This window comes from Sphingomonas sp. P4_G3 (assembly GCF_056401105.1).
In genome coordinates this window covers 411,373-436,214 of the sequence record NZ_JBFUJZ010000001.1, presented here as the reverse complement: position 1 = coordinate 436,214, position 24,842 = coordinate 411,373, and the positions used below count along the sequence as shown (strand labels likewise).

Annotated in this window: 27 protein-coding genes; 14 read left to right on the top strand and 13 right to left on the bottom strand. The window is 64.5% G+C overall.

The features are described 5' to 3' along the window. Position 1: 1 nt before the first annotated feature. Both AC1DQQ_RS02020 and AC1DQQ_RS02015 read left to right on the top strand, forming a co-directional pair. Positions 2-271 (top strand): PqqD family peptide modification chaperone, encoded by a 270-nt coding sequence (locus AC1DQQ_RS02020; protein ID WP_478043517.1) that lies wholly within the window; start codon positions 2-4, stop codon positions 269-271. Between the two features lie 48 nt (positions 272-319). Beyond that, positions 320-2,227, top strand: a complete 1,908-nt coding sequence (locus tag AC1DQQ_RS02015; protein ID WP_478040223.1) for an asparagine synthase-related protein — start codon at positions 320-322, stop codon at positions 2,225-2,227. Positions 2,228-2,239: 12 nt separating this feature from the next. Here the strand turns inward: AC1DQQ_RS02015 and AC1DQQ_RS02010 are convergent, their stop codons facing one another. Beyond that, positions 2,240-2,407 carry a hypothetical protein gene (locus AC1DQQ_RS02010; RefSeq protein ID WP_478040221.1) on the bottom strand — a complete coding sequence of 56 codons (168 nt, stop codon included), beginning with the start codon at positions 2,405-2,407 and terminating at the stop codon, positions 2,240-2,242. Positions 2,408-2,691: 284 nt separating this feature from the next. Here AC1DQQ_RS02010 and AC1DQQ_RS02005 point away from each other — a divergent pair, with 284 nt between their 5' ends. From AC1DQQ_RS02005 to AC1DQQ_RS01990, 4 genes are read left to right on the top strand one after another with little or no spacing between them, the layout of a single operon-like run. Next, positions 2,692-3,231, top strand: a complete 540-nt coding sequence (locus AC1DQQ_RS02005; RefSeq protein ID WP_478040220.1) for a phage tail protein — start codon at positions 2,692-2,694, stop codon at positions 3,229-3,231. Positions 3,232-3,266: 35 nt separating this feature from the next. After that, positions 3,267-3,824: a phage tail protein gene (locus AC1DQQ_RS02000; protein ID WP_478040218.1), complete on the top strand. Its 558-nt coding sequence runs from the start codon at positions 3,267-3,269 to the stop codon at positions 3,822-3,824. A 29-nt stretch (positions 3,825-3,853) separates the two neighbouring features. Next, a complete protein-coding gene (locus tag AC1DQQ_RS01995; protein ID WP_478040217.1) occupies positions 3,854-4,387 on the top strand; it encodes a phage tail protein in 534 nt (177 codons plus the stop codon). 11 nt (positions 4,388-4,398) lie between these two features. Beyond that, positions 4,399-4,929: a GNAT family N-acetyltransferase gene (locus AC1DQQ_RS01990; RefSeq protein ID WP_478027951.1), complete on the top strand. Its 531-nt coding sequence runs from the start codon at positions 4,399-4,401 to the stop codon at positions 4,927-4,929. Here the strand turns inward: AC1DQQ_RS01990 and AC1DQQ_RS01985 are convergent. The 4 genes from AC1DQQ_RS01985 to AC1DQQ_RS01970 are packed head-to-tail and all read right to left on the bottom strand — an operon-like array spanning position 4,922 to position 7,884. Beyond that, on the bottom strand, positions 4,922-5,227 hold the full coding sequence (locus tag AC1DQQ_RS01985) for a DUF6916 family protein (protein WP_478027949.1): 306 nt from the start codon (positions 5,225-5,227) through the stop codon (positions 4,922-4,924). The genes AC1DQQ_RS01990 and AC1DQQ_RS01985 overlap by 8 nt on opposite strands. A gap of 49 nt (positions 5,228-5,276) precedes the next feature. Continuing rightward, positions 5,277-5,396, bottom strand: a complete 120-nt coding sequence (locus tag AC1DQQ_RS01980; RefSeq protein ID WP_478027948.1) for a DUF2474 family protein — start codon at positions 5,394-5,396, stop codon at positions 5,277-5,279. Beyond that, positions 5,396-6,406, bottom strand: coding sequence for a cytochrome d ubiquinol oxidase subunit II (gene cydB / locus AC1DQQ_RS01975; RefSeq protein WP_478027946.1), 1,011 nt, complete (start codon positions 6,404-6,406; stop codon positions 5,396-5,398). The genes AC1DQQ_RS01980 and cydB overlap by 1 nt, the downstream gene beginning before the upstream one ends. Next, positions 6,403-7,884 carry a cytochrome ubiquinol oxidase subunit I gene (locus AC1DQQ_RS01970; protein ID WP_478027945.1) on the bottom strand — a complete coding sequence of 494 codons (1,482 nt, stop codon included), beginning with the start codon at positions 7,882-7,884 and terminating at the stop codon, positions 6,403-6,405. Before AC1DQQ_RS01970 ends, cydB begins: the two co-directional genes overlap by 4 nt. Positions 7,885-8,091: 207 nt before the next feature. Here AC1DQQ_RS01970 and AC1DQQ_RS01965 point away from each other — a divergent pair, with 207 nt between their 5' ends. Next, the gene (locus AC1DQQ_RS01965; protein ID WP_478027943.1) at positions 8,092-9,288 is read left to right on the top strand and encodes an MFS transporter; all 1,197 of its coding nucleotides are present in this window, start codon (positions 8,092-8,094) and stop codon (positions 9,286-9,288) included. 73 nt (positions 9,289-9,361) lie between these two features. On the opposite strand, the gene AC1DQQ_RS01960 is transcribed toward AC1DQQ_RS01965, so the two are convergent. The 4 genes from AC1DQQ_RS01960 to rpsU all read right to left on the bottom strand — a co-directional run bounded on the left by AC1DQQ_RS01960 (position 9,362) and on the right by rpsU (position 11,541). Next, complete coding sequence (locus AC1DQQ_RS01960; protein WP_478027941.1) at positions 9,362-9,904, bottom strand: FKBP-type peptidyl-prolyl cis-trans isomerase; 543 nt, start codon at positions 9,902-9,904, stop codon at positions 9,362-9,364. 11 nt (positions 9,905-9,915) lie between these two features. Beyond that, positions 9,916-10,593: an FKBP-type peptidyl-prolyl cis-trans isomerase gene (locus AC1DQQ_RS01955; protein WP_478027940.1), complete on the bottom strand. Its 678-nt coding sequence runs from the start codon at positions 10,591-10,593 to the stop codon at positions 9,916-9,918. Between the two features lie 11 nt (positions 10,594-10,604). Then, positions 10,605-11,222, bottom strand: a complete 618-nt coding sequence (locus AC1DQQ_RS01950) for an FKBP-type peptidyl-prolyl cis-trans isomerase (protein ID WP_478027938.1) — start codon at positions 11,220-11,222, stop codon at positions 10,605-10,607. Positions 11,223-11,334: 112 nt separating this feature from the next. After that, positions 11,335-11,541, bottom strand: a complete 207-nt coding sequence (gene rpsU / locus AC1DQQ_RS01945) for a 30S ribosomal protein S21 (RefSeq protein WP_056428702.1) — start codon at positions 11,539-11,541, stop codon at positions 11,335-11,337. 195 nt (positions 11,542-11,736) lie between these two features. Between rpsU and AC1DQQ_RS01940 the strand changes: the two genes are divergently transcribed. The 3 genes from AC1DQQ_RS01940 (at position 11,737) to AC1DQQ_RS01930 (ending at position 14,767) form a co-directional block, all read left to right on the top strand. Continuing rightward, on the top strand, positions 11,737-12,474 hold the full coding sequence (locus AC1DQQ_RS01940) for a response regulator (RefSeq protein ID WP_478044130.1): 738 nt from the start codon (positions 11,737-11,739) through the stop codon (positions 12,472-12,474). Then, positions 12,458-13,759, top strand: a complete 1,302-nt coding sequence (locus tag AC1DQQ_RS01935) for a sensor histidine kinase (protein ID WP_478044129.1) — start codon at positions 12,458-12,460, stop codon at positions 13,757-13,759. Before AC1DQQ_RS01940 ends, AC1DQQ_RS01935 begins: the two co-directional genes overlap by 17 nt. Before the next feature lie 87 nt (positions 13,760-13,846). Next, the gene (locus AC1DQQ_RS01930; protein ID WP_478044128.1) at positions 13,847-14,767 is read left to right on the top strand and encodes a peptidase associated/transthyretin-like domain-containing protein; all 921 of its coding nucleotides are present in this window, start codon (positions 13,847-13,849) and stop codon (positions 14,765-14,767) included. A gap of 98 nt (positions 14,768-14,865) precedes the next feature. Here AC1DQQ_RS01930 and AC1DQQ_RS01925 read toward each other — a convergent pair whose 3' ends face one another. The 4 genes from AC1DQQ_RS01925 to AC1DQQ_RS01910 form a co-directional block, all read right to left on the bottom strand. After that, positions 14,866-15,132, bottom strand: coding sequence for a hypothetical protein (locus AC1DQQ_RS01925; RefSeq protein WP_066807197.1), 267 nt, complete (start codon positions 15,130-15,132; stop codon positions 14,866-14,868). A gap of 72 nt (positions 15,133-15,204) precedes the next feature. After that, positions 15,205-16,632: an efflux transporter outer membrane subunit gene (locus tag AC1DQQ_RS01920; protein WP_478040194.1), complete on the bottom strand. Its 1,428-nt coding sequence runs from the start codon at positions 16,630-16,632 to the stop codon at positions 15,205-15,207. Positions 16,633-16,635: 3 nt separating this feature from the next. Further along, positions 16,636-19,803, bottom strand: coding sequence for an efflux RND transporter permease subunit (locus AC1DQQ_RS01915; protein ID WP_478040192.1), 3,168 nt, complete (start codon positions 19,801-19,803; stop codon positions 16,636-16,638). A 6-nt stretch (positions 19,804-19,809) separates the two neighbouring features. After that, positions 19,810-20,979: an efflux RND transporter periplasmic adaptor subunit gene (locus tag AC1DQQ_RS01910; protein ID WP_478040190.1), complete on the bottom strand. Its 1,170-nt coding sequence runs from the start codon at positions 20,977-20,979 to the stop codon at positions 19,810-19,812. A gap of 96 nt (positions 20,980-21,075) precedes the next feature. Here AC1DQQ_RS01910 and AC1DQQ_RS01905 point away from each other — a divergent pair, with 96 nt between their 5' ends. From AC1DQQ_RS01905 to AC1DQQ_RS01890, 4 genes are all read left to right on the top strand, one after another. Next, positions 21,076-21,738 (top strand): TetR/AcrR family transcriptional regulator, encoded by a 663-nt coding sequence (locus AC1DQQ_RS01905; RefSeq protein WP_478040189.1) that lies wholly within the window; start codon positions 21,076-21,078, stop codon positions 21,736-21,738. A 153-nt stretch (positions 21,739-21,891) separates the two neighbouring features. Further along, positions 21,892-22,710 carry a hypothetical protein gene (locus tag AC1DQQ_RS01900; protein WP_478040187.1) on the top strand — a complete coding sequence of 273 codons (819 nt, stop codon included), beginning with the start codon at positions 21,892-21,894 and terminating at the stop codon, positions 22,708-22,710. 173 nt (positions 22,711-22,883) lie between these two features. Next, positions 22,884-24,320, top strand: coding sequence for a cysteine--tRNA ligase (gene cysS / locus AC1DQQ_RS01895; protein WP_478044127.1), 1,437 nt, complete (start codon positions 22,884-22,886; stop codon positions 24,318-24,320). A gap of 56 nt (positions 24,321-24,376) precedes the next feature. Further along, the gene (locus AC1DQQ_RS01890; protein ID WP_478027918.1) at positions 24,377-24,838 is read left to right on the top strand and encodes a TM2 domain-containing protein; all 462 of its coding nucleotides are present in this window, start codon (positions 24,377-24,379) and stop codon (positions 24,836-24,838) included. Positions 24,839-24,842 lie beyond the last annotated feature (4 nt).

Sequence of the window (24,842 nt, the reverse complement as noted above, 5' to 3'; positions counted from 1 at the left end):
AATGATGATCCATCGGGACGGCGACTGGCTGGCCGCGAAAGTAGGCGACGAACTGGTGATGATGAGCGCGGCCAAGGGCAATTATATCGGCCTGTCGGCGGTCGGCGCGCGTATCTGGGAATTGATCGAGACCCCCCAGACAATCGAATCGCTGTGCGACGCGCTGGTCGGTGAATATGACGTCGACGCCGCTACGTGCCGCGCGGAGGTTGACTCCTTCCTCGCCACGCTCGGCCAACACAATGCGGTCCGCATCGACGAAAGCGCATGAGCCCGCCGTCTTCGACCGCACCGAAGTCGCGATGACGGCGGCCAACATATGAGCGCAATCTGCGGCATCATCCGGTTCGACGGCGCCGACGTCGCGCCGCGCAGCATCGAACGCATGGCGAACGCGATGCGACACCGTGGCGCCGATGGCGTCGAGACGGTCGAGTTCGGCCGCCTCGCGCTCGGTCACTGCCTGATGCGCGTCAATCGTGAGGACGTGCATGAAGCGCAACCGATCGTCGCGCGCGACGCGATACTGGTAGCCGACCTCCGGCTCGATAATCGCGAGGAACTCGCCGCCAAGTTGGGCATCGCCGATGGTGATCTCTCGGCCTTGCCCGACAGCGAGATGCTGCTCGCCGCCTGGCGGCGCTGGGGCAATGATTGCGCGGCGCATCTGCTCGGCGACTTCGCCTTCGCGATCTGGGACCGGATCAACCGTACCTTGCTGCTCGGCCGCGATCATATGGGCCAACGGGTCATCCATTATCACCTCGGTGACGGCTTCCTGGCGTTCGCGACCGAACTCGTTGGGCTGTTCGCCGCCGACGGCGTGCCGCGTCAACTCAATGAGGACGAACTCGCCCGCCGTCTGTTGAAGTCGACCGAACGGATAGAGGGCGACCTGATCTTCACCGGTATTCACGTTTTGCCCGGCGGCACCACACTGCGTCTCGCGCCCGACGGTGCGGTGCAGGTCAACCGTTATTGGCAGCCCCAGGCAGCGCCCCAACATCTCGATCGTGACGACGCTTACTATCTCGCTGCCTATCGCGCGACGATCGAAGAAGCCGTGGCATGCCGGCTACGCCGGCTGATCGACTCGCCCTCGCTGCTGTTCAGCGGCGGCTTCGACAGCGGCACCATTGCGGCAATCGCGGGCCCTCTAGTCGCGGCGCGCGGCTGGACGCTCACCTGCCTTGCCTCGGTATTGCCGGAAGGCGACCCACGGCGCAGCGCTCGCCCGGCGGTAGAGGCGTTTCGCGGCCGACCCGGACTCGACCTGCATTTCTACGTGCGCGGGAACGAAACAGCCTATGACGATCTCGAGGCCAGTTTCGACCGCACCTTTCGCTTGCACCCGCCCAGCATCGTCCGTCGCCGTATCGGCGAAATGGCGCGTAGCGCAGGATCGCGGCTCATCCTCGACGGCCATGGCGGCGACTATACGGTCAACGCTTATGACCAAGCGATGCTCGGCGCTATTCTGCGCGGCGGCGAGCTTGGCCGATTCGCCCGCGAGTTCCGCGCGCGGATGCGCTTCACCGGCTGGTCGCCGATCCGGGTGATCGGGCGCGACGTATTGGGCGCGCTGGTTCCGCAATCGGTCCGCATGTTGTGGCGTCGCGGGATCAACGGTTTCGTGCCGGCCTGGCGCCGCCGCGGGGTGCGGCGTGATTTCGCGTTGCGCGCCTTTGCCGATGGCGCGGTCGATTCCCGCCAGCTGCGCGATGGCTTTCGCCCCGGGCCGACTGGACGGGAACGTTGGCTAGAGGCCTGCCGTCGCGCATCGGTTAATGGTGCGGGCAGCAATTATGGCGCGATGACGGCGGACCTCGATCTTTCGCGCCCTTTTCACGACATGCGCGTAGTCGAACTGGGATGCGCACTGCCAGACCGGCTGTTGTTCCGCGAGGGCCGCGAGCGTTGGCTCGCGCGTAGGGCATTCGCCGATGTCCTGCCCAAAGCGCTGATCGCACGAATGCCGGGCAACGACCGAGAGCAGCCCGATCTGATCGCGATGGACATTCAAGCCACGCCGGCGATGCTCGCTGCGTTGGACGAATTGCGGGATGACGAGACGGTAACGCGATATGTCGACGTGCCGGCGGTCGCCGCCATGATTCGCCGTGGAGCATCCGAAGAAAGGATGAGCGACCGCATCCGGCTGGTCTTCGCAATGAAGGCGCTGACGACTGCGCGGTTTCTCGCCTGGCTCGACCGCAGCAATCGATGATGGCGAATGGCGTTACGAGCCGTAGCTCGACGTTCCCCCATAGGTGCCGTCGGGAACACCGGTATTCGCATTCGAAAGCGTCTCGCGCCGGGCCGATCCAACGATCACGGTCGGCGTTTCCCAACGCTTGCGCTCGGTTGCCTCGCCGGGCTGGAACGAGATTTGGTGGACAGATGACATCGCGAAAATCCCCCGAATGACAGTATGCGGCCGCGCCGCAATCAATCGATCCTTATTTCGCTGAGTCTGGACGTTCGGTCAAGTCGGACGACATTTCGGCAAAGAAATTACACACCATTTTGAACCAATTTTATAGGTCGCTGCCGTTCCTGAGCTAATTTTTTTGCTTGGTCAGCTAGAAATCCCCGAAAAAGCCCCCTAATGATCGTAACAGATGCCGCCGGGGGGAAAGAGCATCGACTCGCTTGCCCCCCGCGTACCGAATAAAAGCGAGAGGCCGGAACATGTCGGACCAATACCTTGCGGAAATCCGGATCTTCGGATTCAACTTCGCGCCGAAGGGCTGGGCGACGTGTAGCGGTCAGATCGTGTCGATTGCGCAGAACACCGCGCTGTTCTCGCTCCTCGGCACAACTTATGGCGGCAACGGGCAGACGACCTTCGCCCTCCCCGACTTGCGGGGACGCACGCCGATTCATTGGGGAACGGGTGCAGGTCTTCCTCCCGTGAGCCAGGGACAGTCTGGCGGCGAGGAAAACCACCTCCTGCTCCAGACTGAAATGCCTACCCACAATCACACGTTCGCTGCAACCACGGCCGCCGCGACCAAGATACCGGTCAATCTCGGCGTCTTCGCGGACGACGTCGATGCGCAGGCGGTCGATTATTTCGCGGCGTTCAACGCGCCCAATTCGTCCTACGTCAATCTCAACCCGCTCAGCATGCCGCCGGCGGGCGGCTCGCAGCCGCACAACAATATGCAGCCCTATCTGGCGCTCAATATCTGCATTGCCATGTCCGGTATCTACCCGTCGCGCAACTGATCGGCTCCACGGACCGTCGCTATTGAGAGGCTATTATGTCGACTCCCTTCCTCGGCGAAATCAAGATGTTCGGCGGCAACTTCGCGCCACTTAACTTTGCGATGTGCAACGGCCAGCTCGTGTCAATCGCGCAGAACAGCGCGCTGTTCTCGCTGCTTGGCACCACTTATGGCGGCGACGGCGTCAACACGTTCGCCCTCCCCAATCTGCAGGGACGCGTTCCGATCAATCAGGGCCAGGGGCCGGGATTGACCAACCGCGTGATCGGAGAGTCGTCGGGCACCAACAGCGTGACGCTGACGACCAACACGATGCCGCAGCACCAGCACCTGCCGGTCGCCAACAATGTCGATCCGACCAACGATGCGCCGGCGGCGAACTTGATGCCGTGCCGGCCGAAACAGGCCGTTGGCGGCAATTCAGCACAGCTTTATACCGATCCGACCAAGACTCCGGTCGCAGGCGATCTGAAGCCGATGCTCGCGGGTATCATCGGCAACGTGGGCAACAACCTGCCGCACGACAATATGATGCCCTATCTGGTTATAACGTTCATCATCTCGCTGCAGGGGATCTTCCCCTCCCGGAATTGATGCTCAATTTGATTCAGGAAGGATGAGAGATGGCGTCACCCTACATCGCCGAAATCAAGATGTTCGGCGGCAACTTCGCCCCCAAGGGCTACGCCCTGTGCAACGGCCAGATCGTGGCGATCTCGCAGAACACGGCGTTGTTCTCGCTGCTCGGCACGACCTATGGCGGCAATGGTACAACGACTTTCGCGCTTCCCAACATGCAAGGGCGCGCGCCGGTGCATCAGGGCAATGGAGCCGGTATCGACCCCGTCTCCCTGGGGGAGATGGCGGGCGAGCCCAACGTCACGCTGACCACGGGCAACTTGCCGGCTCATACCCATCCTATTTCGGGGGCAGTAATCCTCAACTCGAACCCCGGCGAAACGCCGGCGAGCAACACATTGTTCACTAATTCGGGGCCCAACAAGCTTTATGCCGCCGCGCTGGGTACCGGCGGGCTCAACCTCGCGCCGCAAACGATCACGATGGCCGGCGGGTCGCTGCCGCACAACAACATGCAGCCCTATCTCGCGGTAAGCTTCATCATCGCGCTGCAGGGCGTTTTCCCGGCACGCAACTGACCGAGCCTTCCATGACCGATATCCAAGGGCCTCCGGCATTCGTGCTGCCGGAGGCTTTGCTGTCCCGAGGCCTCGCGCTGCGTCCGGAAACCGATGCTGACCTCCCCTTTCTGATGCAAGTCTTTGCCGCCAGTCGTGCCGATGAACTGGCCCTCGTGCCATGGACCGAGGATCAGAAGCGCGGCTTCCTGATCCACCAGTTCGGCGCGCAGCGTAAACATTATTACAGCCATTTCCCCGACACCGCGTTCGACATCATTGAACTCGACGGCAAGCCGATCGGGCGCCTCTATCTCGACGAACGCGAGACCCGCGTTCACATCATCGACATCGCGTTGATGCCTGGCAGCCGCGACGGCGGTATCGGCACCGCGTTGCTCACCGCGATCCAGGATTATGCCCGCGCGCGGGGCAAGGGCGTCGATATCTTCGTCGAACGCATCAATCCGGCCAAATCGCTCTACGACCGGCTGGGCTTCACGGTGGTCCGCGAAGAGGATGTCTATCTGGAAATGGACTGGGCGCCCGACGGCGTCAGTTGAAGGTCGCGCAATAATCGACCCCCGCATCGGTGCTGGCTGCAGGCACCAGGAAAATGTCGTGCTCACCCATCGTTGGATGGGTCAGGCGATACGTGCCTTGCGGATAGACGTCCTGCGCCGCGACCCGGAAAAACAGCTGGAACGGTGCGCGGACTTGTCCCGGATAAGCGCGGTTGCTGAGCGCCGTCGCCCCGGTCAGCGTGAAGTCGATCGGTGCCGATTCCTCGCTCCCCGGGAGCGTGAAGGCTGTGCCGACATGCGGCGCGAAATCCTCGAGAACCAGTATTCCGTCCGGCATTGTCACCTCTCCGCTACCCGGCTTTCACTGGCCCAAGCGCGACTGGCGATCAAGCGTGCAGAACACTACGAATCGCCATCGCCACCACGGCCAACGCCGCGACGCTAGCCGCCCAGATCGCCGCCATCCAGCCGAGACGTTTCCATAATGGACCGGCTTCGTCAGGCATCAATGATAACCCGCCGAGTCGCCAACCTTGCCGCGGAACACCCAATAGGACCAGGCGGTGTAGGTCAGGATCAGCGGCACCATGATCGCGGTGCCGATCAGCATGAAGGTCTGGCTGATCGCTGGCGACGCCGCCTGCACGATCGACACCGATCCGGGCACGATGTCGGGAAACATGCTGATCCCCAACCCGATGAAGCAGAGCAGATAGAGACCGAGTGTCAGCAGGAACGGCAGCAATTCCTTCCTCCTGAGCAATGCCCACCAGAAAGCAAGCGACAGGACGGCTACCACCAACGGCACTTGTGCTGCGACCAGCACGTTCGGAAAGGTGAACCAGCGCTGGTAATAGCGATGCTCTAGGAACGGCGTGGCCGCGCTCACCGCGATCACCGCCAGCGCCGCCGCGACTCCGGCGATTTTCGCCAGCCGATAGGCATGCGCTTGCGTCCCGCCCTCGGTCTTGAAGATCAGCCAGCAACTGCCGAGCAGCGCATAAGCCGCGACCGTCCCGACGCCGGTCAGCAGCGAGAAGGGCGACAGCCAGTCGAGCCAGCCGCCGCCATAAGCGCGGCCAGTTACCTGCACGCCCTGGAGCAGCGCACCGAGCACGATCCCCTGCGCCATCGCCGCGGTGACCGATCCCGCGGTAAACGCGAAATCCCAAAAGGCGCGGTGCCGCGGATCGCGCCAGCGGAACTCGAACGCGACACCGCGAAATACCAGGCCGAGCAGCATCGCGATGATCGGCGGATACATTGCCGGCATCAGGATCGCGAAGGCGAGCGGGAACGCCGCCATCAGCCCGCCGCCGCCCAGCACCAGCCAGGTTTCGTTACCGTCCCATACCGGCGCGATCGCGTTCATTGCCTGATCGCGCTCCTCGCCGACGCCGAACGCCGGGAACAGGATGCCAATGCCCAGGTCGAATCCGTCCATCACGACGTACATGAACACCGCGAACGCGATGACGAACGCCCAGATATAAGCGAGCGTGGGATCGACGGTCATGATTCGCCTCCCATCTGCGCGGCGGGGGTGATCCCGGCGGTCCTGATCGGCGCGTCGGGCAATTCGGGTTCGTGCGCCTCGGGGCCCTTCTGCATCAGCTTCAGGATGTACCAGACGCCGATCCCGAACACCGCGAAATAGACGATGACGAACGCCGCCAGCGACGTCGCGACGGCGGGAGTCGCCAGCGGCGATGCCGACTGGCTGGTCCTGAGCAGGCCATAGATCGTCCAGGGCTGGCGCCCGACCTCGGTCGTGATCCAGCCCGCTATCACCGCGACGAAGCCGGAAGGCCCCATCACCAGCGCCGCCCGGTGGAGCCACGTCCAATCGTACAGCTTGCGCCGCATCCGCGCGACCAGGCTCCACAGCCCCAACCCGAGCATGGCGAGGCCCAGCCCGACCATCACCCGGAACGACCAGAACACCACCGCCACCGGCGCCCATTGATCGCGCGGGAAATCCTTCAGCCCCTGCAGCGGCGCATGGGGATCATGCTTCAGGATCAGCGAGCCCGCATAGGGGATCTCGACCTTGTAATGGACCTTGCCATCGGCGTTGGAGGGTAGGCCGAACAGCACCAATGGCGCGCCGTTCGGGCTCGGATCGAAATCGCCTTCCATCGCCAGCACCTTGGCCGGCTGGTGCTCGAGCGTGTTGAGACCCTGTTGGTCGCCGGCCAAAATCTGTACCGGCGCGACGAGCGCAGCCATCCACATCGCCATACTAAACATGGTGCGAGCAGCCTGGAGCGACGAAGTCGCTCCAGGACTCGCTGCGGCGGCCGGCGAGCCGCCAGGCTCGTCCGACGGCGCGGCTTTGCCGCGGCGTCCGGCAGCGTCCCGCAGCAAATGCCAGGCCCCGCACGCCCCCACCACCAACGACGTCGTCAGATACGCCGCGATCACCGTATGCACCAACCGGTACGGAAAGCTCGGGTTGAAGATCACCGCCGCCCAGGATCCGGCAACGACGAACTGCCCTTGCGCGTTCATCGCGAACCCGGTCGGCGTCTGCATCCAGCTGTTGACGCTGAGGATCCAGAAGGCGGAGATGAAGGTACCGAGCGCGACCATGCAGGTCGCGGCGAAGTGCAGCGTCTTGCCCACGCGCTTCATCCCGAACAGCATCACACCCAGGAAGCCGGCTTCGAGGAAGAAGGCGGTCAGCACTTCATAAGCCATCAGCGGTCCGATCACCGGCCCTGCTCTGTCCGAGAAGACCGACCAGTTGGTCCCGAACTGGTAGGACATGACGATTCCCGACACGACGCCCATGGCGAACGCGACGGCGAAGATCTTCACCCAGAACCGGAACAGGTCGAGATAGACCGGCTTTCCCGTGCGCAGCCACAGCCCTTCGAGCACCATCAGGTAACTCGCCAGACCGATCGAGAAACTGGGGAAAATGAAATGAAAGCTGACGGTGAACCCGAACTGGATCCGGGCAAGCAGCAAGGCAGTCTCAGCGGCAGTCATCGCCACCTCCTTGCCCGCCGCCGATGCTCCCGGATCGATCGCAATGCAAGTGCGCGATATGCAGGTGCGACTGCGCGGGATAGTAAGAACCCGATCAAGTCGAAGGGGAAAAAGGAGGCTCGCGCCGCACGACGCGAGCCTCTTCCCTGCTCCTTGAAGGTTTCGAACGACTCGGGAAGCGATGCCGCCGATGGGAAGATTTCAACCATGACCAATCCCTACGGAGCGATCTTTCGCGTTCGCGGAACGAAGGGCTTCGCCGCGGCCGCGTTCATCGCCCGGCTCCCGGTGGCCATGGTTCCGATCGGCATCGTCACGATGCTGTCCGAACTGCGCGGCGAATATTGGCTGGCCGGCGCAGTCGCGGCGACGGTAACGCTCACCAACGCCGCCATCGCACCGCAAATTTCGCGACTGGTCGACCGGCTCGGGCAATTCCGCCTGATCGTCCCGACCACGACGATATCGGTCCTGGCCTTCGTCGTGCTGATGATCGCCGCGCATCGGAACTGGCCGGCCTGGACCCTGTTCGCCGCTGCATTGCCAGCCGCCGTCATGCCCAGCATGTCGGCGATGGTCCGCGCCCGATGGACCGAATTGTTCCGCGACCGCCCTGAGCTCAACACCGCCTTCGCGTTCGAGTCGGCGGCCGACGAACTGGTTTATATCGCCGGAGCATCGCTGTCGGTGGGGTTGAGCGTCGCGCTGTTTCCCGAAGCCGGCATCCTGGTCTCGACCCTGCTTCTCGCTGTCGGGACGACGGCATTCGTCCTGCAACGGCGCACCGAACCGCCGGCGCGCTCCGCCGATTCCGGTCGAAACGTTTCCGCGATCTTCTTGCCGCCCGTGCAGATCATCACCCTGATCCTGGTCTTCGTCGGCGCGATCTTCGCGACCGCGGAGGTTAGCACCGTCGCGCTTACCCGCGACCTCGGCCAACCCGGCGCCGCCAGCCTGGTCATCGGCCTGTATGCGGCGGGGTCATTCGTCGTCGGGGTCGTCATCGGCGCATTGAAGCGCACGCTGCCGCTGCACAGGCAGCTGCTCGTGGTGCTGGTCGCACTATTGGTCACGACATTGCCGTTGCTGCTGGCGAATTCCGTACCGACGCTGGCCGCGGCGATCCTATTGAGTGGTGTTGCGGTTTCGCCGACCTTCATCACGGCGTTCGGTCTGGTCGAGCGGCGCGTTCCACCGGGAGTTCTGACCGAAGGCGTGACCTGGGTGACGACGGGCATCGGCATCGGGATGGCGCTCGGCGCTTTCCTGTCGGGCTGGGTGGTCGATGCGTTCGGCGCCCGCAGCGGCTTTCTGGTGTCGGCAGGCGCAGCGACTGCCGCTTTGTCGATCGCGCTTGTCGGCCAGCGAGTGTTGGCTCGGCGCATCGCGCCTGTGGAGGCTTGACCGCCACGTCTTGCGGAAAGAAACCGGGAAACAACGCGCACTCACCGAGCCTTGGCTCGGGCTGCTGCCGCGATCAGGATTGCGGCTGGAAGTCGATCAGTTCGATGTCGAACACCAGGGTCGACTTGCCGGGAATTACCACCTTCCCCTGCTCGTCGCGCTGATCCTCAGGGCCATAAGCCAGGCGCGACGGGATCCACACGCGCAGCGTCTCGCCCTTGGCCATCAGCTTCAGCGCTTCGCTGAAGCCCGGCACCACCCCCGAAACCGGCATCGGCGTCGGCTGGGTCGATTTGTCGAAACTCGTGCCGTCGACCAGCTTGCCCTCGTAATTGACCAAAGCGACATCCGTATCGGTCGGGTGCGCGCCGGTCGCCGGCTTGATCACGCGATATTGCACGCCCGACGCAGTCTGGATCACGCCGCGCAGCTTGCGGTTCTTGGCGAGAAAGGCGTCCTCGGGCGAGAGCGGGGCCACCGGCGCCTTGGCGGCAGCAGCCCGCTTGGCGGCTGTCGCCCGTTTGGCAACCGGCACCTTCTTTGCGAGCACGGGCATGGCGCCGATAGTGATCGCCGTCGCGCCGATCAGGCAAGCCGCCGCAACCTTCAGGCCCATGGCGCTGTCGCCTACTTGCCCGTCGGCGCGGCAGGCGCCGGGGCGGGCTCGCCGCCCGGAACCGTGCCACCAGCTCCCGGAGGACCACCGGCTCCCGAAGGGCCGCCCGCGCCGCCAGCACCGCCCATGCTCTGCATCATCTGCTGCTGCTGCATCATGATCTGCTGATATTGTGCAAGCGGGATGAAATCGATCAGTTCGATGTCGAACACCAAAGTCGCATTGGCCGGGATCGGCCCCGCGCCCTTGTCGCCATAACCGAGCTTGGCCGGGATCCAGACGCGGAACTTCGCGCCCTTGCTCATCAGCTTGAGCGCTTCGCTGAAGCCCGGGACGACGCCCTTGATCGGCATCGGGGTCGGCTGCTGCGACTTGTCGAAGGTCGTGCCGTCGAGCAATTTGCCTTCGTAATTGACCAGCGCGACGTCCGTGTCGGTCGGGTTCTTGCCCTTGCCCGGGGTCAGCACCTTGTACTGCAGCCCCGACGCGGTGGTCTTCACCCCCGGTGACCACGAATTGAACGTCATCGACAGCGAGTCGCGCGCGCTGCCGCCCCACCACATGAACATGCTGAACAGCAACGCGCCGGCGCCCAGCACAGCGAGCACGATGCCCAGCCACAGGACGCGCTTCGCGCGCGGATCGAGCGGCGCCTTTGCGGGCGCCTTGGGAGCAATCGTGTCAGCCATGTTTTATCTTTTCACTGTCCTGGAGGAGGGACGAGGCTCTCGCCGCCGCCCGGGGGCGGACCACCGGCACCGCCAGGCGCACCGCCGGGCCCGCCCATGCCGCCGGCGCCGCCGCCGTTCATCATCTGCATCTGCCGCTGATATTGTTCGACCACCGATTGCGGCAAGAAATCGATCAGCTCGATGTCGAACGCCAGGGTCGCGTTGGCCGGGATCGGTCCAGCACCCTTCTCGCCATAGCCGAGCTTGGCAGGAATCCAGACGTGATATTTCGCGCCCTTGCTCATCAGCTTCAACGCTTCGCTGAAGCCAGGCACGACGCCCTTGATCGGCATCGGAGTAGGCTGCTGGGATTTGTCGAACGTCTTCCCGTCGAGCAGCTTGCCTTCGTAATTGACTAGCGCCACGTCGGCATCGGTCGGGTGCGCACCCTTGCCGGGCGTGATCACTTTGTACTGCAACCCGGACGCTGTCGTGATCACACCGGAAGCCCGCGCGTTGCGCGCCAGGAAATCATCGCCCTGTCGCGCGAGCAGGAACGCGCCGATTACGGCGACGGCAATGCCGATCCACAGCAGCCAGATATAGCTGCGCTTGACGGGCTGCAGGGGAACGGCGGTCACGGACATGGGAGCAAGCCTCGACGGGAAGGCCGCGTACGACCGCGGCCGGGACACGCTGTTCTCGGTAGGTCCGGGGGCCGCGGCTCGCAAGCCCCCATGCAACACGACGATAAAGGCCTTACTTGGCCCCGTCGCGCTCCATCCGCTTACGCTCGAGCTTACGCGCGCGGCGGACGGCGGCGGCACGCTCGCGCGCACGCTTCTCGCTGGGCTTCTCGTAATGGCGGCGCAGCTTCATCTCGCGATACACGCCTTCGCGCTGGAGCTTCTTCTTGAGAGCCCGAAGCGCCTGATCGACATTGTTATCGCGCACGATGATTTGCATAAAACCCGTCAACTCCAGATCAAATGATTATGGCCGCCCCAGACAAAGTCCGGGCGTGAAGGCGCGGCTCCTAACAGCGGGTCGGGCAAAACGCAAGCCAATCGCGCTGTTGCATCTGCGTCACAGGTCGCCGCCAATCCGCCAATGTTGCAGCGATGCAATGTGGCGGATACGCTTCGCCCGCACCCGAGACGAATGCTTTTGACCGCGCCCAGAGTGGATTTGCAGACCCGCCTTCTCATCGTCGACGACGATCCCGGCATTCGCGAGCTGACCGCCGCGTTCCTGTCGGGGCACGGCTATGTCGTCGACACTGCGGGCAATGGCGCGGAAATGCGCGCGGCGATGGCCGTCGGCGATTATGGCCTGGTCGTGCTCGACGTGATGATGCCGGGAGAGGACGGGCTTACCATCCTGCGCAGCCTCGACCCCGCGACCGCGCCGCCGGTGATCATCGTCTCGGTGGTCGGCACCGACATCGACCGCGTCGTCGGTCTCGAAATGGGCGCGGACGACTATCTCGCCAAGCCAGCCAATCCGCGTGAATTGCTGGCGCGCGTGCGCTCGGTGCTCCGGCGGAAGGCGCAAGGAGGCGAAATACGGCCGCGCGACGGGCGCACGCTTTACCGATTCGCAGGATGGCAGCTCGATCCAGTGGCGCGCGAACTGGTCGATCCCGAGAATGTGTTGATCAACCTGTCCGATGGCGAGTTCCGCCTGCTACTGACCTTTGTCGAGCGCCCGCGTCGCGTGCTGACCCGCGATCAGCTGCTCGATCTGTCGCGCGGAGTGAATGCCGAGCATTTCGACCGGGCGATCGACGTCCAGATCAGCCGTCTGCGCCGCAAGCTGTCGCGCGCGAACGAGGACGAGTTGATCCGCACCGTCCGCAACGAAGGCTATCTGTTCGGCGCCGATGTCGACCGCCGTTAGCCTCGAGTCCGCCAGGCGCCAATCGATCGTCGTCCCCATCCTCGCTCTGGTCGTGGCGTCGGTTGCGGTCGCGACGATCGCGCTGTTCGCGGTCACTTTTTCCGGCCCGCCCGCCAGGCCGGCGCCTCAGCCCGTTGCCTCGATCGCCGCCTTGCTGCGCGGCGGCAATGCGCCCGCCGCGATGGCCGAATGGCAGCTCAACGTCGTGACCAGCCAGGAACCGCCGCGCCCGCATGCGCGCGAGCAGCGCGATCCGATCTTCTCGCATCAGCTCGCACGGGAACTCGGCGTGCCGGAGAGCGACGCAGTGATCTATCGTGATCCTGGTCACGACGCCCCACCCGACGGCATATCCGCTCCCTTCGTCGCGGGCGCGCGGCTGAACGGCGTCTGGCGGATTGCGCTCACCCCGCCGCCGTCATTCCTCAGCCGCTGGCATTGGGTCACGCTGGCGACGATGGCGGGGCTGCTCGCCGGCCTGTCGGTGTTGGGCTGGCTGATCGCGCGCGCCATCTCGCGGCCCCTGCGCGAGCTCGCCACCGCGGCATCCCGAGCGCACGCCGGTGCTCCGCTGGCGGCACTTCCCGCTCGGGCGCCACGCGAAGTGGCCCAGCTTGGCGAGGCGCTGACGGCGATGCACGCACGGCTTGCCGGCCACGCCGAAGGGCGCACCGCGATGCTCGCGGCGATCGCCCACGACCTCGGCACGCCCTTGTCGCGACTCGCTTTCTGGGTCGAGCAATTGCCCGACGATGCGCGTGCCCGCGCTGAAAGCGACGTCGACGAAATGCGCGCGATGATCGCCGCCGCAATCGGCTATGCCCGTGACGAAATGCATATGCGCGCCGATGCGCGAGTCGATCTCGGCAGTCTGCTCGACAGCCTGGTCGAGGACATGACTGTCGCCGGCGTTCCGGTGACGATCGCCCCCGGCCCGCGCGCGGTCGTCCGCGGGGACCCGGCCGCGTTGCGGCGGTTGTTCGCCAATCTGATCGACAATGCCGCCCGCTACGGTACCAGCGCTGCGCTCGACTGGAGCATCACCGGCGATATGGCGATCATCCATATCGACGATCGCGGGCCGGGCATCGACCCGAGCCAGGCCGAATGGCTGTTCGAGCCGTTCGTCCGCGGCGACCCGTCGCGCAACCGCGCCACCGGAGGCAGCGGGCTCGGCCTCGCCATCGTGCGCTCGATCGCACGGCGGCATGGCGGCGACGCTACGCTCGCCAACCGCGCCGAGGGCGGCGCGCGTGCCACGGTGACGCTTCCCGTCGACCGCTGAAACACGCCGAAACAATTCCGCGACGCGGCGACATATCGCGGCGAGGCGGACAGCGCATCCGGACCCAATCTTACGGGGAGTTCACCGATGCCCGCTCACGACGACCATCACGACGATCATGGCCACAGCCTGGCCGAAGACCTGAAGGCGATGGAGGCACTGGTCGCGCGCCGCCGTGCGCTCAAATGGTTCGCCGGTGCCAGCATGGCGGGGATCGTCGCCGCCTGTGGAGAAGGCAGCGGATCGTCGAGCACGACGACCACGACGTCCACTCCCACACCGACACCAACCGCGACCGCCACCGCGACACCCACGCCGACGCCGACCGCGACGGCGACCGCCAGCGGCAGCTGCATCGTCGACCCGACCGAAACCAACGGCCCCTACCCGGCCGACGGCACCAACACTTCGTCAGGGTCGACCAGCAACGTCCTGACCTCGAGCGGCATCGTCAGGAGCGACATCCGCTCGAGCTTCCTCGGCTCGAGCACCACCACCGCGACCGGCGTCCAACTCACGCTCACGCTCACCGTGGTCAACGTCAACGCGGCGTGCGCGGCGCTCGCCGGCTATGCCGTCTACATCTGGTGTTGCGACCGCCAGGGCAATTACTCGCTCTACACAGCACCGGCGGAGAGCTATCAGCGCGGCGTCCAGGTTACCGACAGCAGCGGTCAGGTCACCTTCACGCTGATCTTCCCCGGCTGTTATTCGGGGCGCTGGCCGCACATCCATTTCGAGATCTTCTCGTCGCTGTCGAATGCGATCGGTGGCAATTACGCCTCGCTCGTCTCGCAGCTCGCGATGCCGACGGCGGCGTGCACTTCGGTCTATGCCGACACCACGACCTATCCGTCGAGCGCGACTAACTTCGCCAGTATCAGCCTGTCGTCGGACAATGTTTTCGGCGACAATAGCAGCAGCCAGATCGCGCAGCAGACTCCGGCGCTGACCGGCGGGCCCAGCTCAGGCTATGTCGCGACGGCGCTCATCGGACTCGCGCGGTAGAAGACCGCCCAACGCCTCCGGGGCGCACCGCGCGAGGCGGGGCACGGCGCGGGAGGGCGCTGTGCCCCGCTACCGTGATTGCGCGCTAGGGGCGCGAATCAATTCCGGCGGTGCTTCCCGCCATAGCGCCGGCCGATATAATCGCCGATCTTGCCCATCTCGTTCGCGGCTGCCAGCGCGCTCGCGTCGCAGCATGGCAGCGGATTTTGCGCGTGATCCGCGGCACTTGCCTGCACCTTGTCGCACAAATTCTCGATATCCGCGCGCGTCAGCAGGTTCTTTTCACGCAATACGCACAGCAGACTCTGCAGAATCAGCATGGTCTTGTCGCTGCTGTCGCCAGCAACAAACTCGACGTCTTTCATCGTCACTCTCTCCTTATCTTTGGAAAGAGGTTATGCTTATTGCGTCAAAAGGCAAGCGGACGATCTAATCGATCACTGAAGGCCGCCGCCGAGTGCCCGATATAACTCGATCAGGTTGCTCGACCGGGTCGTGCGAGTGGTAACCAATTGCTGTTCCGCGGCGTAAGCGGTGCGTTGCGCGTCGAGCGCGACCAGGAAGCTGTCGACGCCGGCGCGATAGCGTGCGTCGGACAATTTGGCGGCCACTTGCGCGGCATTGGCGCGCGCGGTCTGGGCAGAAACCTGCTCGTCGATCGTGCCACGCTGCGCCAGCGCGTCGGCGACTTCGCGGAAAGCGGTCTGAATGGTCTTTTCGTACGTCGCCACGGCCGCCTTTTGCGACGCCTTGGCATAATCGAGATTGCCCTTGTTGCGGCCGGCGTCGAACAGCGGCAGCGCGACCGATGGAGCAACATTATAGGTGCCGGTCCCCGCCCCGAACAGTCCGGTCAACCCGCTGCTGATCGTGCCCAGCGCCGCGGTCAGCGAAATGCGCGGGAAAAAGGCCGCCCGTGCCGCACCGATATTGGCATTCTGCGCGATCAACTGATGCTCGGCCTGGAGCACGTCCGGACGCCGCAGCAGCACCTCCGACGACAGGTTGGCGGGCAAGGCGTCGCGAGTCACGCGGCCTTCGCCGAGCGCCACCGGCAACAGATCGGCCGAGACGGTCGTCCCGGCGAGCAGGTTGAGCGCGTTCTGATCCTGCGCGATCCTGGTCTGGAGCGTGGCGATATCATTGCGCGCCGCCTGGTAATTGGTCTCGGCCTGCCGCGATTCGAGTTCGGACGCGACGCCGATGCGGAATTGCGCGCGCGTCAGCTCGAGCGTCTGTTCGAAAGTCTTGAGCGTGCTCTGCGACAGCCGCAATTGCTCCTGATCGGACGCCAGCGTCAGCCATGCCGTGGCGATTTCCGAGATCAGGCTGATCCGCGTCGTGCGCTGCGCTTCCTCGGTCGCGAAATATTGTTCGAGCGCGGCCTTGGACAGATTGCGCAGCCGCCCAAACAGGTCGAGTTCGAACGAGGAGAAGCCGACATTGGCCTGGAAATACTGGATGTCGGTCGACGAACCGCCGCCGCCCGCGCCTGCTCCGCCAGCCCCGGCGCCCAGGCTGTTGGTATAAGTGGCCGAGCCGTTGGCGCTGATGCTCGGCAGGATGTCGGCACGCTGGACGCGATATTGCGCGCGCGCCTGGAGCACGTTGGCCGCGGCCACCCGCAAGTCACGATTGTTGTCGAGGCCGAGCTGGATCACCTGGCGCAGGCGGTCGTCGGTGAAGAAGTCGCGCCAGCCGATCGCGGTCACATCCGGCGCGTCGGTCGCGGCCCGCGGATAGACACCGCCTTCGGGCAGCGCGGTCGGGACAGCTCCCGAAGGCCGGACATATTTAGGAGCGAGGTTGCAGGCCGACAGCGCACTGCCGGCAAGCAGGAGGACGAGGATGGGACGAACGGTCACGGATCAGGCTCCCTGCGGCGCGGCCGCATCGGTATCACGGTCGGTCGATGCATCGCGCTCGCCGTGCCGGCCGAACAGGCGCAGCACCACGACGAAGAACATCGGCACGAAGAAGATGGCGAGGATGGTGGCCGACAGCATGCCGCCCACGACCGCGCGGCCGATGGCGTGCTGCCCGCCCGCCCCCGCGCCCGCCGCGATCGCCAGCGGGAACACGCCGAAGATGAAGGCGAAGCTGGTCATCAGGATCGGACGCAGGCGCAGCTTGGCCGCCGCGACCGCTGCCTCGAACGCATTGAGCCCGTCGCGCATCTTCTCCTCGGCGAACTCGACGATCAGGATCGCGTTCTTCGCCGACACGCCGATCGTCGTGATCAGCCCGACCTGAAGATAGATGTCGTTGTTGAGCCCGGTGATGGTCGCAGCAAGCAAGGCGCCGACAACGCCGAGCGGGACGACCAGCAGGACCGAGATCGGCACCGACCAGCTTTCGTAGAGCGCGGCGAGGCACAGGAACACGATCAGCAGCGACAGCCCATAGAGCGCGGGCGCCTGTCCGCCGGACAACCGCTCCTCATAGGACAGGCCTGTCCATTCGAGCGCGGTGCCGGGTGGGAGTTTGGCGTGGATATCCTCCATCGCCTTCATCGCGGCTCCGGACGCCACGCCTGGCGCGGGCGCCCCCTGGATTTCGATCGCCGGCTGGCCGTTATAGCGAGTCAGCTGCACCGGGGCCTGCGCCCAGCTCAGCGTCGAGAAAGCGGTATAGGGCGCCATCTGACCATTGCTCGAGCGCACGTAGAAGCTGCCGATATCATCGGGTTTGAGCCGATACGGTTCGTCGGCCTGAATGTAGACGCGCTTGACGCGGCCGCGGTCGATGAAGTCGTTGATATAAGAGCCGCCCCACGCCGCGGCCATGGTGGAGTTCACGTCGCCGAGATCGAGCCCGAGCGCGCGCGCCTTGTCCTGATCGATATCGACCTTGAGCTGCGGTGCGTCCTCCAGCGAGTTTGGCCGCACGCCGACCAGACTTTTGTCCTGAGACGCCATGCCCAGCATCATGTTGCGGGCCTGGATCAGCCGATCATGTCCAATCGCGCCGGTATCGACCAATTGCAGATCAAAGCCGGTCGCATTGCCGAGTTCGGAGACCGCGGGCGGCACGACCGCGAAGATCAGACCGTCGTTATACTGAGAAAAGGTCCCCATCGCCCGGCCGGAGATAGCCGCCGCGCTGTTCTGACCGCCCTTGCGTTCCGACCAGGGCTTGAGCGGAATCCAGGCGATGCCGCTATTCTGGCCGGCGCCCGCGAAGCTGAATCCATTGACAGTGAAGACGCCGTCGACGTTCGCCTTCTCCTCCTGCAGGAAATGATCCCGGACAAGATCCAGCCCCTTGGCGGTGCGGCTGGCGGTGGCACCCGACGGCCCCTGGACAATGGCAATGACATAACCCTGATCTTCATCGGGCAGGAAGCCGGTCGGCAAGCGCCAGAACAGCAGCCCCATGCCGATTACGACCAAGGCGTAGATCAGGATCGAGCGCTTCCAGCTGCGCGCGGTCGACCGCACACCTTTTTCGTATCGGACCTGGCCACGTTCGAACTTGTCGTTGAACCAACGGAAGAAGCGCGCCAGCAGGCCATTGCCCTTTTCCTTGTTCGGATCATGCGGCTTCAAAATGGTGGCGCACAAAGCGGGCGTCAGGATCAACGCGACCATCACTGACAGCGCCATCGCCGACACGATCGTGAGCGAGAATTGGCGATAGATCACGCCGGTCGATCCGCCAAAGAACGCCATCGGCAGGAACACCGCCGACAGGACCAGGCCGATCCCGACCAGCGCGCTGCTGATCTCATCCATCGACTTGCGCGCGGCGTCCTTGGGACTCAATCCCTCGGTGGTGATCAGGCGTTCGACATTCTCGACCACGACGATCGCGTCGTCGACCAACAGGCCGATCGCCAGCACCATGCCAAACAGGGTCAGCGTGTTGATGCTGAACCCGGTCAGCGCCATCACCCCGAACGTACCCAGCAGCACCACCGGAACGGCGATCGTCGGGATCAATGTGGCACGGAAGTTCTGGAGGAACAGGAACATCACCAGGAAGACGAGGACGACCGCCTCGATCAGCGTCTCGACGACATGCTCCACCGACAGACGCACGAACGGCGTGGTGTCATAGGGGTAGATGACCTTTACGTCGGACGGGAATTGCTTGGCGACGGCATCGACCTGCTCTTTGACGGCGGTCACCGTGCTCAGCGCATTGGCGCCCGGCGCCAGCTTGATGCCGATACCGGTCGCCGGCTTGCCGTTATATTCCGCGTTGAAGCCGTAATTCTCCGCGCCCAGTTCGACCCGCGCGACGTCGCCCAGCCGCACCACCGAGCCATCGGCGCCGCTCTTCAGCCGGATCTGCGCGAATTGCTCGGGCGTGTTCAGGCGCGACTGCACCGAAACGGTCGCGTTGAGCATCTGCTCCTTGGGCGCCGGCAACCCGCCGACCTGACCGGCCGAGACCTGCGCGTTCTGCGCGCGGACCGCGGTCATCACGTCGGTCATCGTCAGCGCGTAATTGTTGAGCTTGAGCGGATCGACCCAGATGCGCATCGCATATTGCGAGCCGAACAATTGCGTATCGCCGACGCCGTTAACCCGGCTGAGCGGATCCTGCACCTTCGAGGCGACGATATCGGCAAGGTCCTTGCCGTCATGCGCGCCATTTTCCGAATAGAGACCGATGAACATCAGGAAATTCTGGGTCGCCTTAGCGACCTGGATGCCCTGCTGCTGAACTTCCTGCGGAAGGAGCGGCGTTGCCGCCTGCAGCTTGTTCTGGACCTGGACCTGCGCGATGTCCGGGTTGGTACCCTGTTCGAAGGTCAGCGTGATGGTCACGGTGCCGGCCGACGAGGACGAGGACGAGAAGTAGCGAAGGTGGTCCAACCCCTTCATCTGCTGCTCGATGATCTGGGTCGTCGTATTCTCGAGCGTCTGCGCGTCCGCACCCGGATAGGTCGCGGTGATCGAGATCGAGGGCGGCGCGATGCTCGGAAATTGCGCGATCGGCAATGAGCGGATCGCGATGACGCCGGCCAGCATCAGGACGATCGCGATCACCCAGGCGAAGATCGGCCGGTCGATGAAGAAACGTGACATGGACGGTTACTTCGCCTGAGCCTGGCCCGGCTGCTGCGGCGCAGCGGGCTTGGCGTTTGGATTCCATGGCTGCGGCGTGACCGGCATGCCGGGGCGCAGCATCATCGCGCCTTCGACGATCACCTTGTCGCCGGGTTTGAGTCCGCTGGTGACCAGCCAGGCATCGCCGACGACGCGTTCAGTCTTGATCACGCGCGGCTCGACCTTGTTGCCCTGACCAACGACCAGCGCGGTCGCGTTGCCGCGCTCGTCACGGCCGACCCCGCGCTGCGGCACCAGCATGCCCTGAAGCTGCGTTCCCTGCGCCAGTTGCGCGCGGGCATACATGCCCGGCTGCAACAGCCCGTTGGGATTGGCGAATTGCGCGCGGATCGTCTGCGACCCCGTATTGGGATCGACCGTCACGTCGGCGAACCGCAGCGTGCCTTCGGGTCCGTAGGTCGACCCGTCCTCCAGCTTCAATTTGACGCGCGCCAGTCCTTCGCTCGCCACCTGGCCCGACAGGATCTGCTGCCTGAGCTTGAGCAGGTCGGAGCTCGATTGCTGGATGTCGACATACATTGGATCGAGCCGCTGGATCGTGGTCAGCGCATTCGCCTGCGACGCGGTGACCAGCGCACCAATGGTGTAGACCGATCGGCCGATCCGCCCGCTGATCGGCGCGCGAATGGTGGTGCGGCCAAGATCGATCGTGGCGCTGCGCAGCGCGGCCTGCTGGGCGGCGACATCGGCGCGCGCCTGTTCGGCACTGGTCAGCGCATTCTCGTAATCCTGGCGTGAAATCGCATTGATCTTGACGAGCTCGCCATAACGACGCGCGAGCGCCGCGCTCGACGCGATCGCCGCCTGCGCCTTGGCCAGCGCTGCCCGCGCATTCGCCACTTGCGCCTGATAGGGCGCGGGATCGATCCGGTAGAGCGCCTGGCCCTTGGCGACCATGTCGCCTTCCTGGAACAACCGGGCGAGGATGATTCCGTTGACCTGCGGCCGTACGTCCGAGGTTTCATAGGCCGTGGTACGGCCGGGGAGCTCGGTGGTCAGCGTCACCGGCTGCTCTTTCACGATCACATATCCGACCGGCGGCGCGCCTGGGCCCGGCGGCTGTTGCCCGCCCTGCCCGCAGGCGGCAAGCGACACGAGAGCAAGCGCGGGAAGCGCGTTACGAAGAAATGACATGCTAATCTCGCCGGGCTATGATATGTGAGTGAACGCTCACTCACAGAAATGCTGCTACTGCGAACAACTGATACAAGTCAAGCCAAGGATTGAGGAATGTCGACGATGTTAGACTGTTGGGGGCTGTTGCCAACCCTCCCCGCCGGACGGGCGGCGGAGCGCCGACAGCACATTCTCGACACGTCGCGCCGCCTCTTCATCCAGAATGGATTCCACGGAACGGGCGTGGCCCAGATCGCCGTCGCCTCGGGAATCAAGGTCGGCCAGATCTATCGCGATTTCTCCTCGAAAGAGGATATCATCGCCGCGATCGCCTTTCGCGACCTCTCGCAATTCCTCGACGAAGCCACGCTGCAACGCGCGATCGATGCCGGCGACATGGCGGCGATCCGCCAGTGGATTCTGGCCTTCGTGACTTATGACGAGGACGTCGAAGGCTATCGGCTGATGCCCGAAATCATGGCCGAATCGTCGCGCAATCCCCGCGTCGCGCGGCTGCAGGAAGACATCAGCGCGAGCGTGAAGAGCGCGCTGGTGGCGGCGTTGACGGCATGGGCACCGGGCGCCGACCGTGAGGCCGCGCGCGCGGAACTGGCCGATCTGATCCTGACGTTGGGCGGCGGGCTGTGCCAGTCGATCGTAATGGAGGCGCTGCGCGGGCGCGACTATCTTCCGCTGTGCGAACGGCTGCAATCGATCGTCAGCCGCGAACTCGAGCTGATCCGCGAATCGGAAAGCTGGCCGCACCCGTCGGTTTAGCAACCTCCCCGTCCGGTCGGCGGAGTAATATCAAGATTCCTGTGCACGCTTCGTCCGCGAAAAAAATTTCAACGCAGATGTCGATTTTCGACTCCTTCGCTCGTCGTTCGAATGCCGCTCCTCAAGAGACGGCGTCAACGAGGAGGCAGGACGATGCGTGCAATGAGGTTCCCGAAAAGCGCCGGCGACAATGCAAGCGGCTCCTTCAGTGCGGCCTGGAAAAGGACGACGAGATCGCTGGCCAGGCTCGCGGCCAGGCTGATAGTCACCGCGCCGGCCTTGTTCGCCGTATCGGCCGGCACCGCCGCGGACCAGACCGCATCCTATCCGCGCATGGCCCCTGTCGGCGCCTATCTGATGGACCGCGGCCAGGAAATCGCGCTGGCGAGAAGCGCCGCGCCTGAGCCGATTTCCAAGGATGCGACCATTCTGGTCCTGACCCGCACCGGTTATGAAACCGCCGTCGCGGGCAGCAACGGCTTTGTCTGCATGGTGTCCCGCGGTTTCAGCGGCGCGCCGGATTGGCCCGAACGGTGGAACCCGAAGATCCGCGCCGCCGAATGCCAGAACCCGCAGGCGGCGCAGTCGATGGCGCCGCTCGCCAAACTGCGCACCGCCATGACGCTTGCCGGCCGGACCGATGCGGAGATCATGGAGCGCATCAAGACCGCGCTACGCACCAAGGAGATTCCGCCGCTGGCGCCGGGCGCGATGTCGTACATGATGTCGAAATCCTCTTACCTGTCCGATGAGGGAGATCACGACATGCCGCACGTCATGTTCTTCATCCCGTTCAAGGATGGCAACAATTGGGGCGCCAACGCGGCTGGATCGCCGATCTTCGGCGGCAATTATTGGTTCGCGACGCCGGATCACGCGGCCGAAACCGATGCTCTCCCGCCTTTGTCGGTCCTCCTGCTGGGAGCCTGCACCTGGTCCGATGGCACGCCAGCGCCGACGCACCCGATGTAGGCGCCTCGACGGACGCTGTTGGCATGCTAGGCAGTCGGTTGGCCATGGCGCGCGGTTTGAGCACCCCATGGCCAACCGGTTTCTGGAGAGGGAGGTCTCGGCGGCCGTTGGACTTCCCTCAGTGCCACGCCCCTCCGGTTGCGGCCCTCTGCCCGCGCCGCTAAGCCCCGCGCATGTCGCATGGCGCCCCGCTCACGCTCTACAACAGCCTGTCGCGCTCGCTCGAGCGTTTCGAGCCGATCGATCCCGCGAACGTGCGCGTCTATTCGTGCGGGCCGACGGTCTATAACTACGCCCATATCGGCAATCTGCGCGCTTATGTGTTCACCGACACACTAAGCCGCGTGCTGACGTGGAAGGGTTTCCCCCTGACGCACGTCATCAACATCACCGATGTCGGGCATCTGACCAGTGATGCCGATGCCGGCGACGACAAGATGGAAGCCGCGGCACGCAAGAACGCGACGAGCATCTGGGATATCGCCGCGCATTACACCGCGGCGTTCAAGCAGAACCTCAAGGACCTCAACATCCGCGAGCCGTCGCGCTGGTCGGTCGCCACCGACCACATCCAGGAGATGATCGCGTACGGCGAGAAGATCGCCCCCAAACATTGCTATCAGCTCGATAGCGGCCTCTATTTCGACGTCTCGACGGTGCCCGATTATGGCCGACTTGCCGGCGCGCAGGACGATGTCCGAGAGGGCCGGATCGAAACGGTCGAAGGCAAGCGCCACCCGCAGGATTTCGCGATCTGGCGCGCGTCGGCGCCGGGTGAGAATCGCCAGATGGAATGGGATTCGCCCTGGGGCCGCGGCGCACCGGGCTGGCATCTCGAATGTTCGGTGATGAGCGAGAAATATCTGGGCTCGCCATTCGACATTCATACCGGCGGGATCGACCATCGCGAGATCCACCATCCCAATGAGATCGCGCAGAACCAGGCCTATTGCGATTGTGACGACACCGGCGCGCGCTGGTGGATGCACAACAATTTTCTGGTCGAGCGTGCCGGTAAGATGTCGAAATCGTCGGGCGACTTCCGCACCTTGCAAAAGCTGATCGACGCCGGCGTCCATCCGCTCGCCTATCGGCTGATGTGCCTGTCGGCACATTACCGCTCGGAGCTCGAGTTCAGCGAGGAGAATCTCGCCGCGGCACTCACCCGGCTCAAGCGGCTGGCGATCACCGTAGGCCAGCTTCGCGACCGCCCGCCCGCGCCCTCGGCGGGGTCGGCATTGGCTTATCGCGAGCGGCTCGACGAGGCGGTGTCGGACGACCTCAACACGCCCAAGGCTTTGGTCGTGCTCGACGAATTGCTCGGCGACAAGAAAGTCGCACCGGCCGATCGCCTCGCCGCGCTCGCCGATTTCGATGCGGTACTGGGGCTCGATCTTGCCGGCCTCAGCCGCGAAGACCTGCGCGTACGCCCGGCGGCCGCAACCGTGACCGAGGCCGACATCGCCGCGCGGCTCGCCGAACGCCGCGACGCGCGCGCGGCCAAGGACTTCGCCCGCTCCGACACGATCCGCGACGAGCTCGCCGCTCGCGGGGTCGAGGTGATGGACGGCGACCCGCTCGGCTGGGACTGGCGACCGACGCTCGCTTGAAAGCCCGCGCCAGGTGGCTAAGCTCCGGCGCCGAAGGATAGAATAGGGGGAGTGAAATGCACGGACGCGTATTGGGATGGGATAATACGGCCAGCCAGGGACAGATCTCCGGCGACGACGGTCAGCGCTACACCTTTACCCGGCCAGATTGGCGCGAAACCTATTGGCCCGCGCGCGGGCAATTGGTCGATTTCGAAGCCAATATGGGCAATGCCGGGAATATCTATGTGCTGCAGGGCGCCGCGGCCGGCGCGGCCGGTACGCCAGGGCACAAGGACAAGATCGCCGCCGCCTTGCTCGCTTTCTTCCTCGGCGCATTCGGCGCCCACAAATTCTATCTCAACAAGACCGGCGCCGGGGTGACGATGCTCCTGCTGTCGACCGTCGGCTGCATCTTGCTGTTCATCCCGCCGATGATCATGGGGCTGATCGCGTTCATCGAATTCATCATCTATCTCGTGACTGACGATGCCGAGTTTCAACGCAAGTACGTCCAGGGCAATCAGTCTTGGTTCTGATGGC

Coding starts and splice junctions, on each gene's coding strand:
- AC1DQQ_RS01905 (WP_478040189.1), top strand. CDS start 21,076: ATGTCGACGATGTTAGACTGTTGGGGGCTGTTGCCAACCCTCCCCGCC.
- rpsU (WP_056428702.1), bottom strand. CDS start 11,541: ATGCAAATCATCGTGCGCGATAACAATGTCGATCAGGCGCTTCGGGCT.
- AC1DQQ_RS01990 (WP_478027951.1), top strand. CDS start 4,399: ATGACCGATATCCAAGGGCCTCCGGCATTCGTGCTGCCGGAGGCTTTG.
- AC1DQQ_RS01940 (WP_478044130.1), top strand. CDS start 11,737: ATGCTTTTGACCGCGCCCAGAGTGGATTTGCAGACCCGCCTTCTCATC.
- AC1DQQ_RS01915 (WP_478040192.1), bottom strand. CDS start 19,803: ATGTCACGTTTCTTCATCGACCGGCCGATCTTCGCCTGGGTGATCGCG.
- cydB (WP_478027946.1), bottom strand. CDS start 6,406: ATGACCGTCGATCCCACGCTCGCTTATATCTGGGCGTTCGTCATCGCG.
- cysS (WP_478044127.1), top strand. CDS start 22,884: ATGTCGCATGGCGCCCCGCTCACGCTCTACAACAGCCTGTCGCGCTCG.
- AC1DQQ_RS01950 (WP_478027938.1), bottom strand. CDS start 11,222: ATGTCCGTGACCGCCGTTCCCCTGCAGCCCGTCAAGCGCAGCTATATC.
- AC1DQQ_RS01925 (WP_066807197.1), bottom strand. CDS start 15,132: ATGAAAGACGTCGAGTTTGTTGCTGGCGACAGCAGCGACAAGACCATG.
- AC1DQQ_RS02020 (WP_478043517.1), top strand. CDS start 2: ATGATGATCCATCGGGACGGCGACTGGCTGGCCGCGAAAGTAGGCGAC.
- AC1DQQ_RS01980 (WP_478027948.1), bottom strand. CDS start 5,396: ATGCCTGACGAAGCCGGTCCATTATGGAAACGTCTCGGCTGGATGGCG.
- AC1DQQ_RS01985 (WP_478027949.1), bottom strand. CDS start 5,227: ATGCCGGACGGAATACTGGTTCTCGAGGATTTCGCGCCGCATGTCGGC.
- AC1DQQ_RS02005 (WP_478040220.1), top strand. CDS start 2,692: ATGTCGGACCAATACCTTGCGGAAATCCGGATCTTCGGATTCAACTTC.
- AC1DQQ_RS01955 (WP_478027940.1), bottom strand. CDS start 10,593: ATGGCTGACACGATTGCTCCCAAGGCGCCCGCAAAGGCGCCGCTCGAT.
- AC1DQQ_RS02000 (WP_478040218.1), top strand. CDS start 3,267: ATGTCGACTCCCTTCCTCGGCGAAATCAAGATGTTCGGCGGCAACTTC.
- AC1DQQ_RS01890 (WP_478027918.1), top strand. CDS start 24,377: ATGCACGGACGCGTATTGGGATGGGATAATACGGCCAGCCAGGGACAG.
- AC1DQQ_RS01970 (WP_478027945.1), bottom strand. CDS start 7,884: ATGACTGCCGCTGAGACTGCCTTGCTGCTTGCCCGGATCCAGTTCGGG.
- AC1DQQ_RS01900 (WP_478040187.1), top strand. CDS start 21,892: ATGCGTGCAATGAGGTTCCCGAAAAGCGCCGGCGACAATGCAAGCGGC.
- AC1DQQ_RS02015 (WP_478040223.1), top strand. CDS start 320: ATGAGCGCAATCTGCGGCATCATCCGGTTCGACGGCGCCGACGTCGCG.
- AC1DQQ_RS01965 (WP_478027943.1), top strand. CDS start 8,092: ATGACCAATCCCTACGGAGCGATCTTTCGCGTTCGCGGAACGAAGGGC.
- AC1DQQ_RS01995 (WP_478040217.1), top strand. CDS start 3,854: ATGGCGTCACCCTACATCGCCGAAATCAAGATGTTCGGCGGCAACTTC.
- AC1DQQ_RS01910 (WP_478040190.1), bottom strand. CDS start 20,979: ATGTCATTTCTTCGTAACGCGCTTCCCGCGCTTGCTCTCGTGTCGCTT.
- AC1DQQ_RS01930 (WP_478044128.1), top strand. CDS start 13,847: ATGCCCGCTCACGACGACCATCACGACGATCATGGCCACAGCCTGGCC.
- AC1DQQ_RS02010 (WP_478040221.1), bottom strand. CDS start 2,407: ATGTCATCTGTCCACCAAATCTCGTTCCAGCCCGGCGAGGCAACCGAG.
- AC1DQQ_RS01935 (WP_478044129.1), top strand. CDS start 12,458: ATGTCGACCGCCGTTAGCCTCGAGTCCGCCAGGCGCCAATCGATCGTC.
- AC1DQQ_RS01960 (WP_478027941.1), bottom strand. CDS start 9,904: ATGGGCCTGAAGGTTGCGGCGGCTTGCCTGATCGGCGCGACGGCGATC.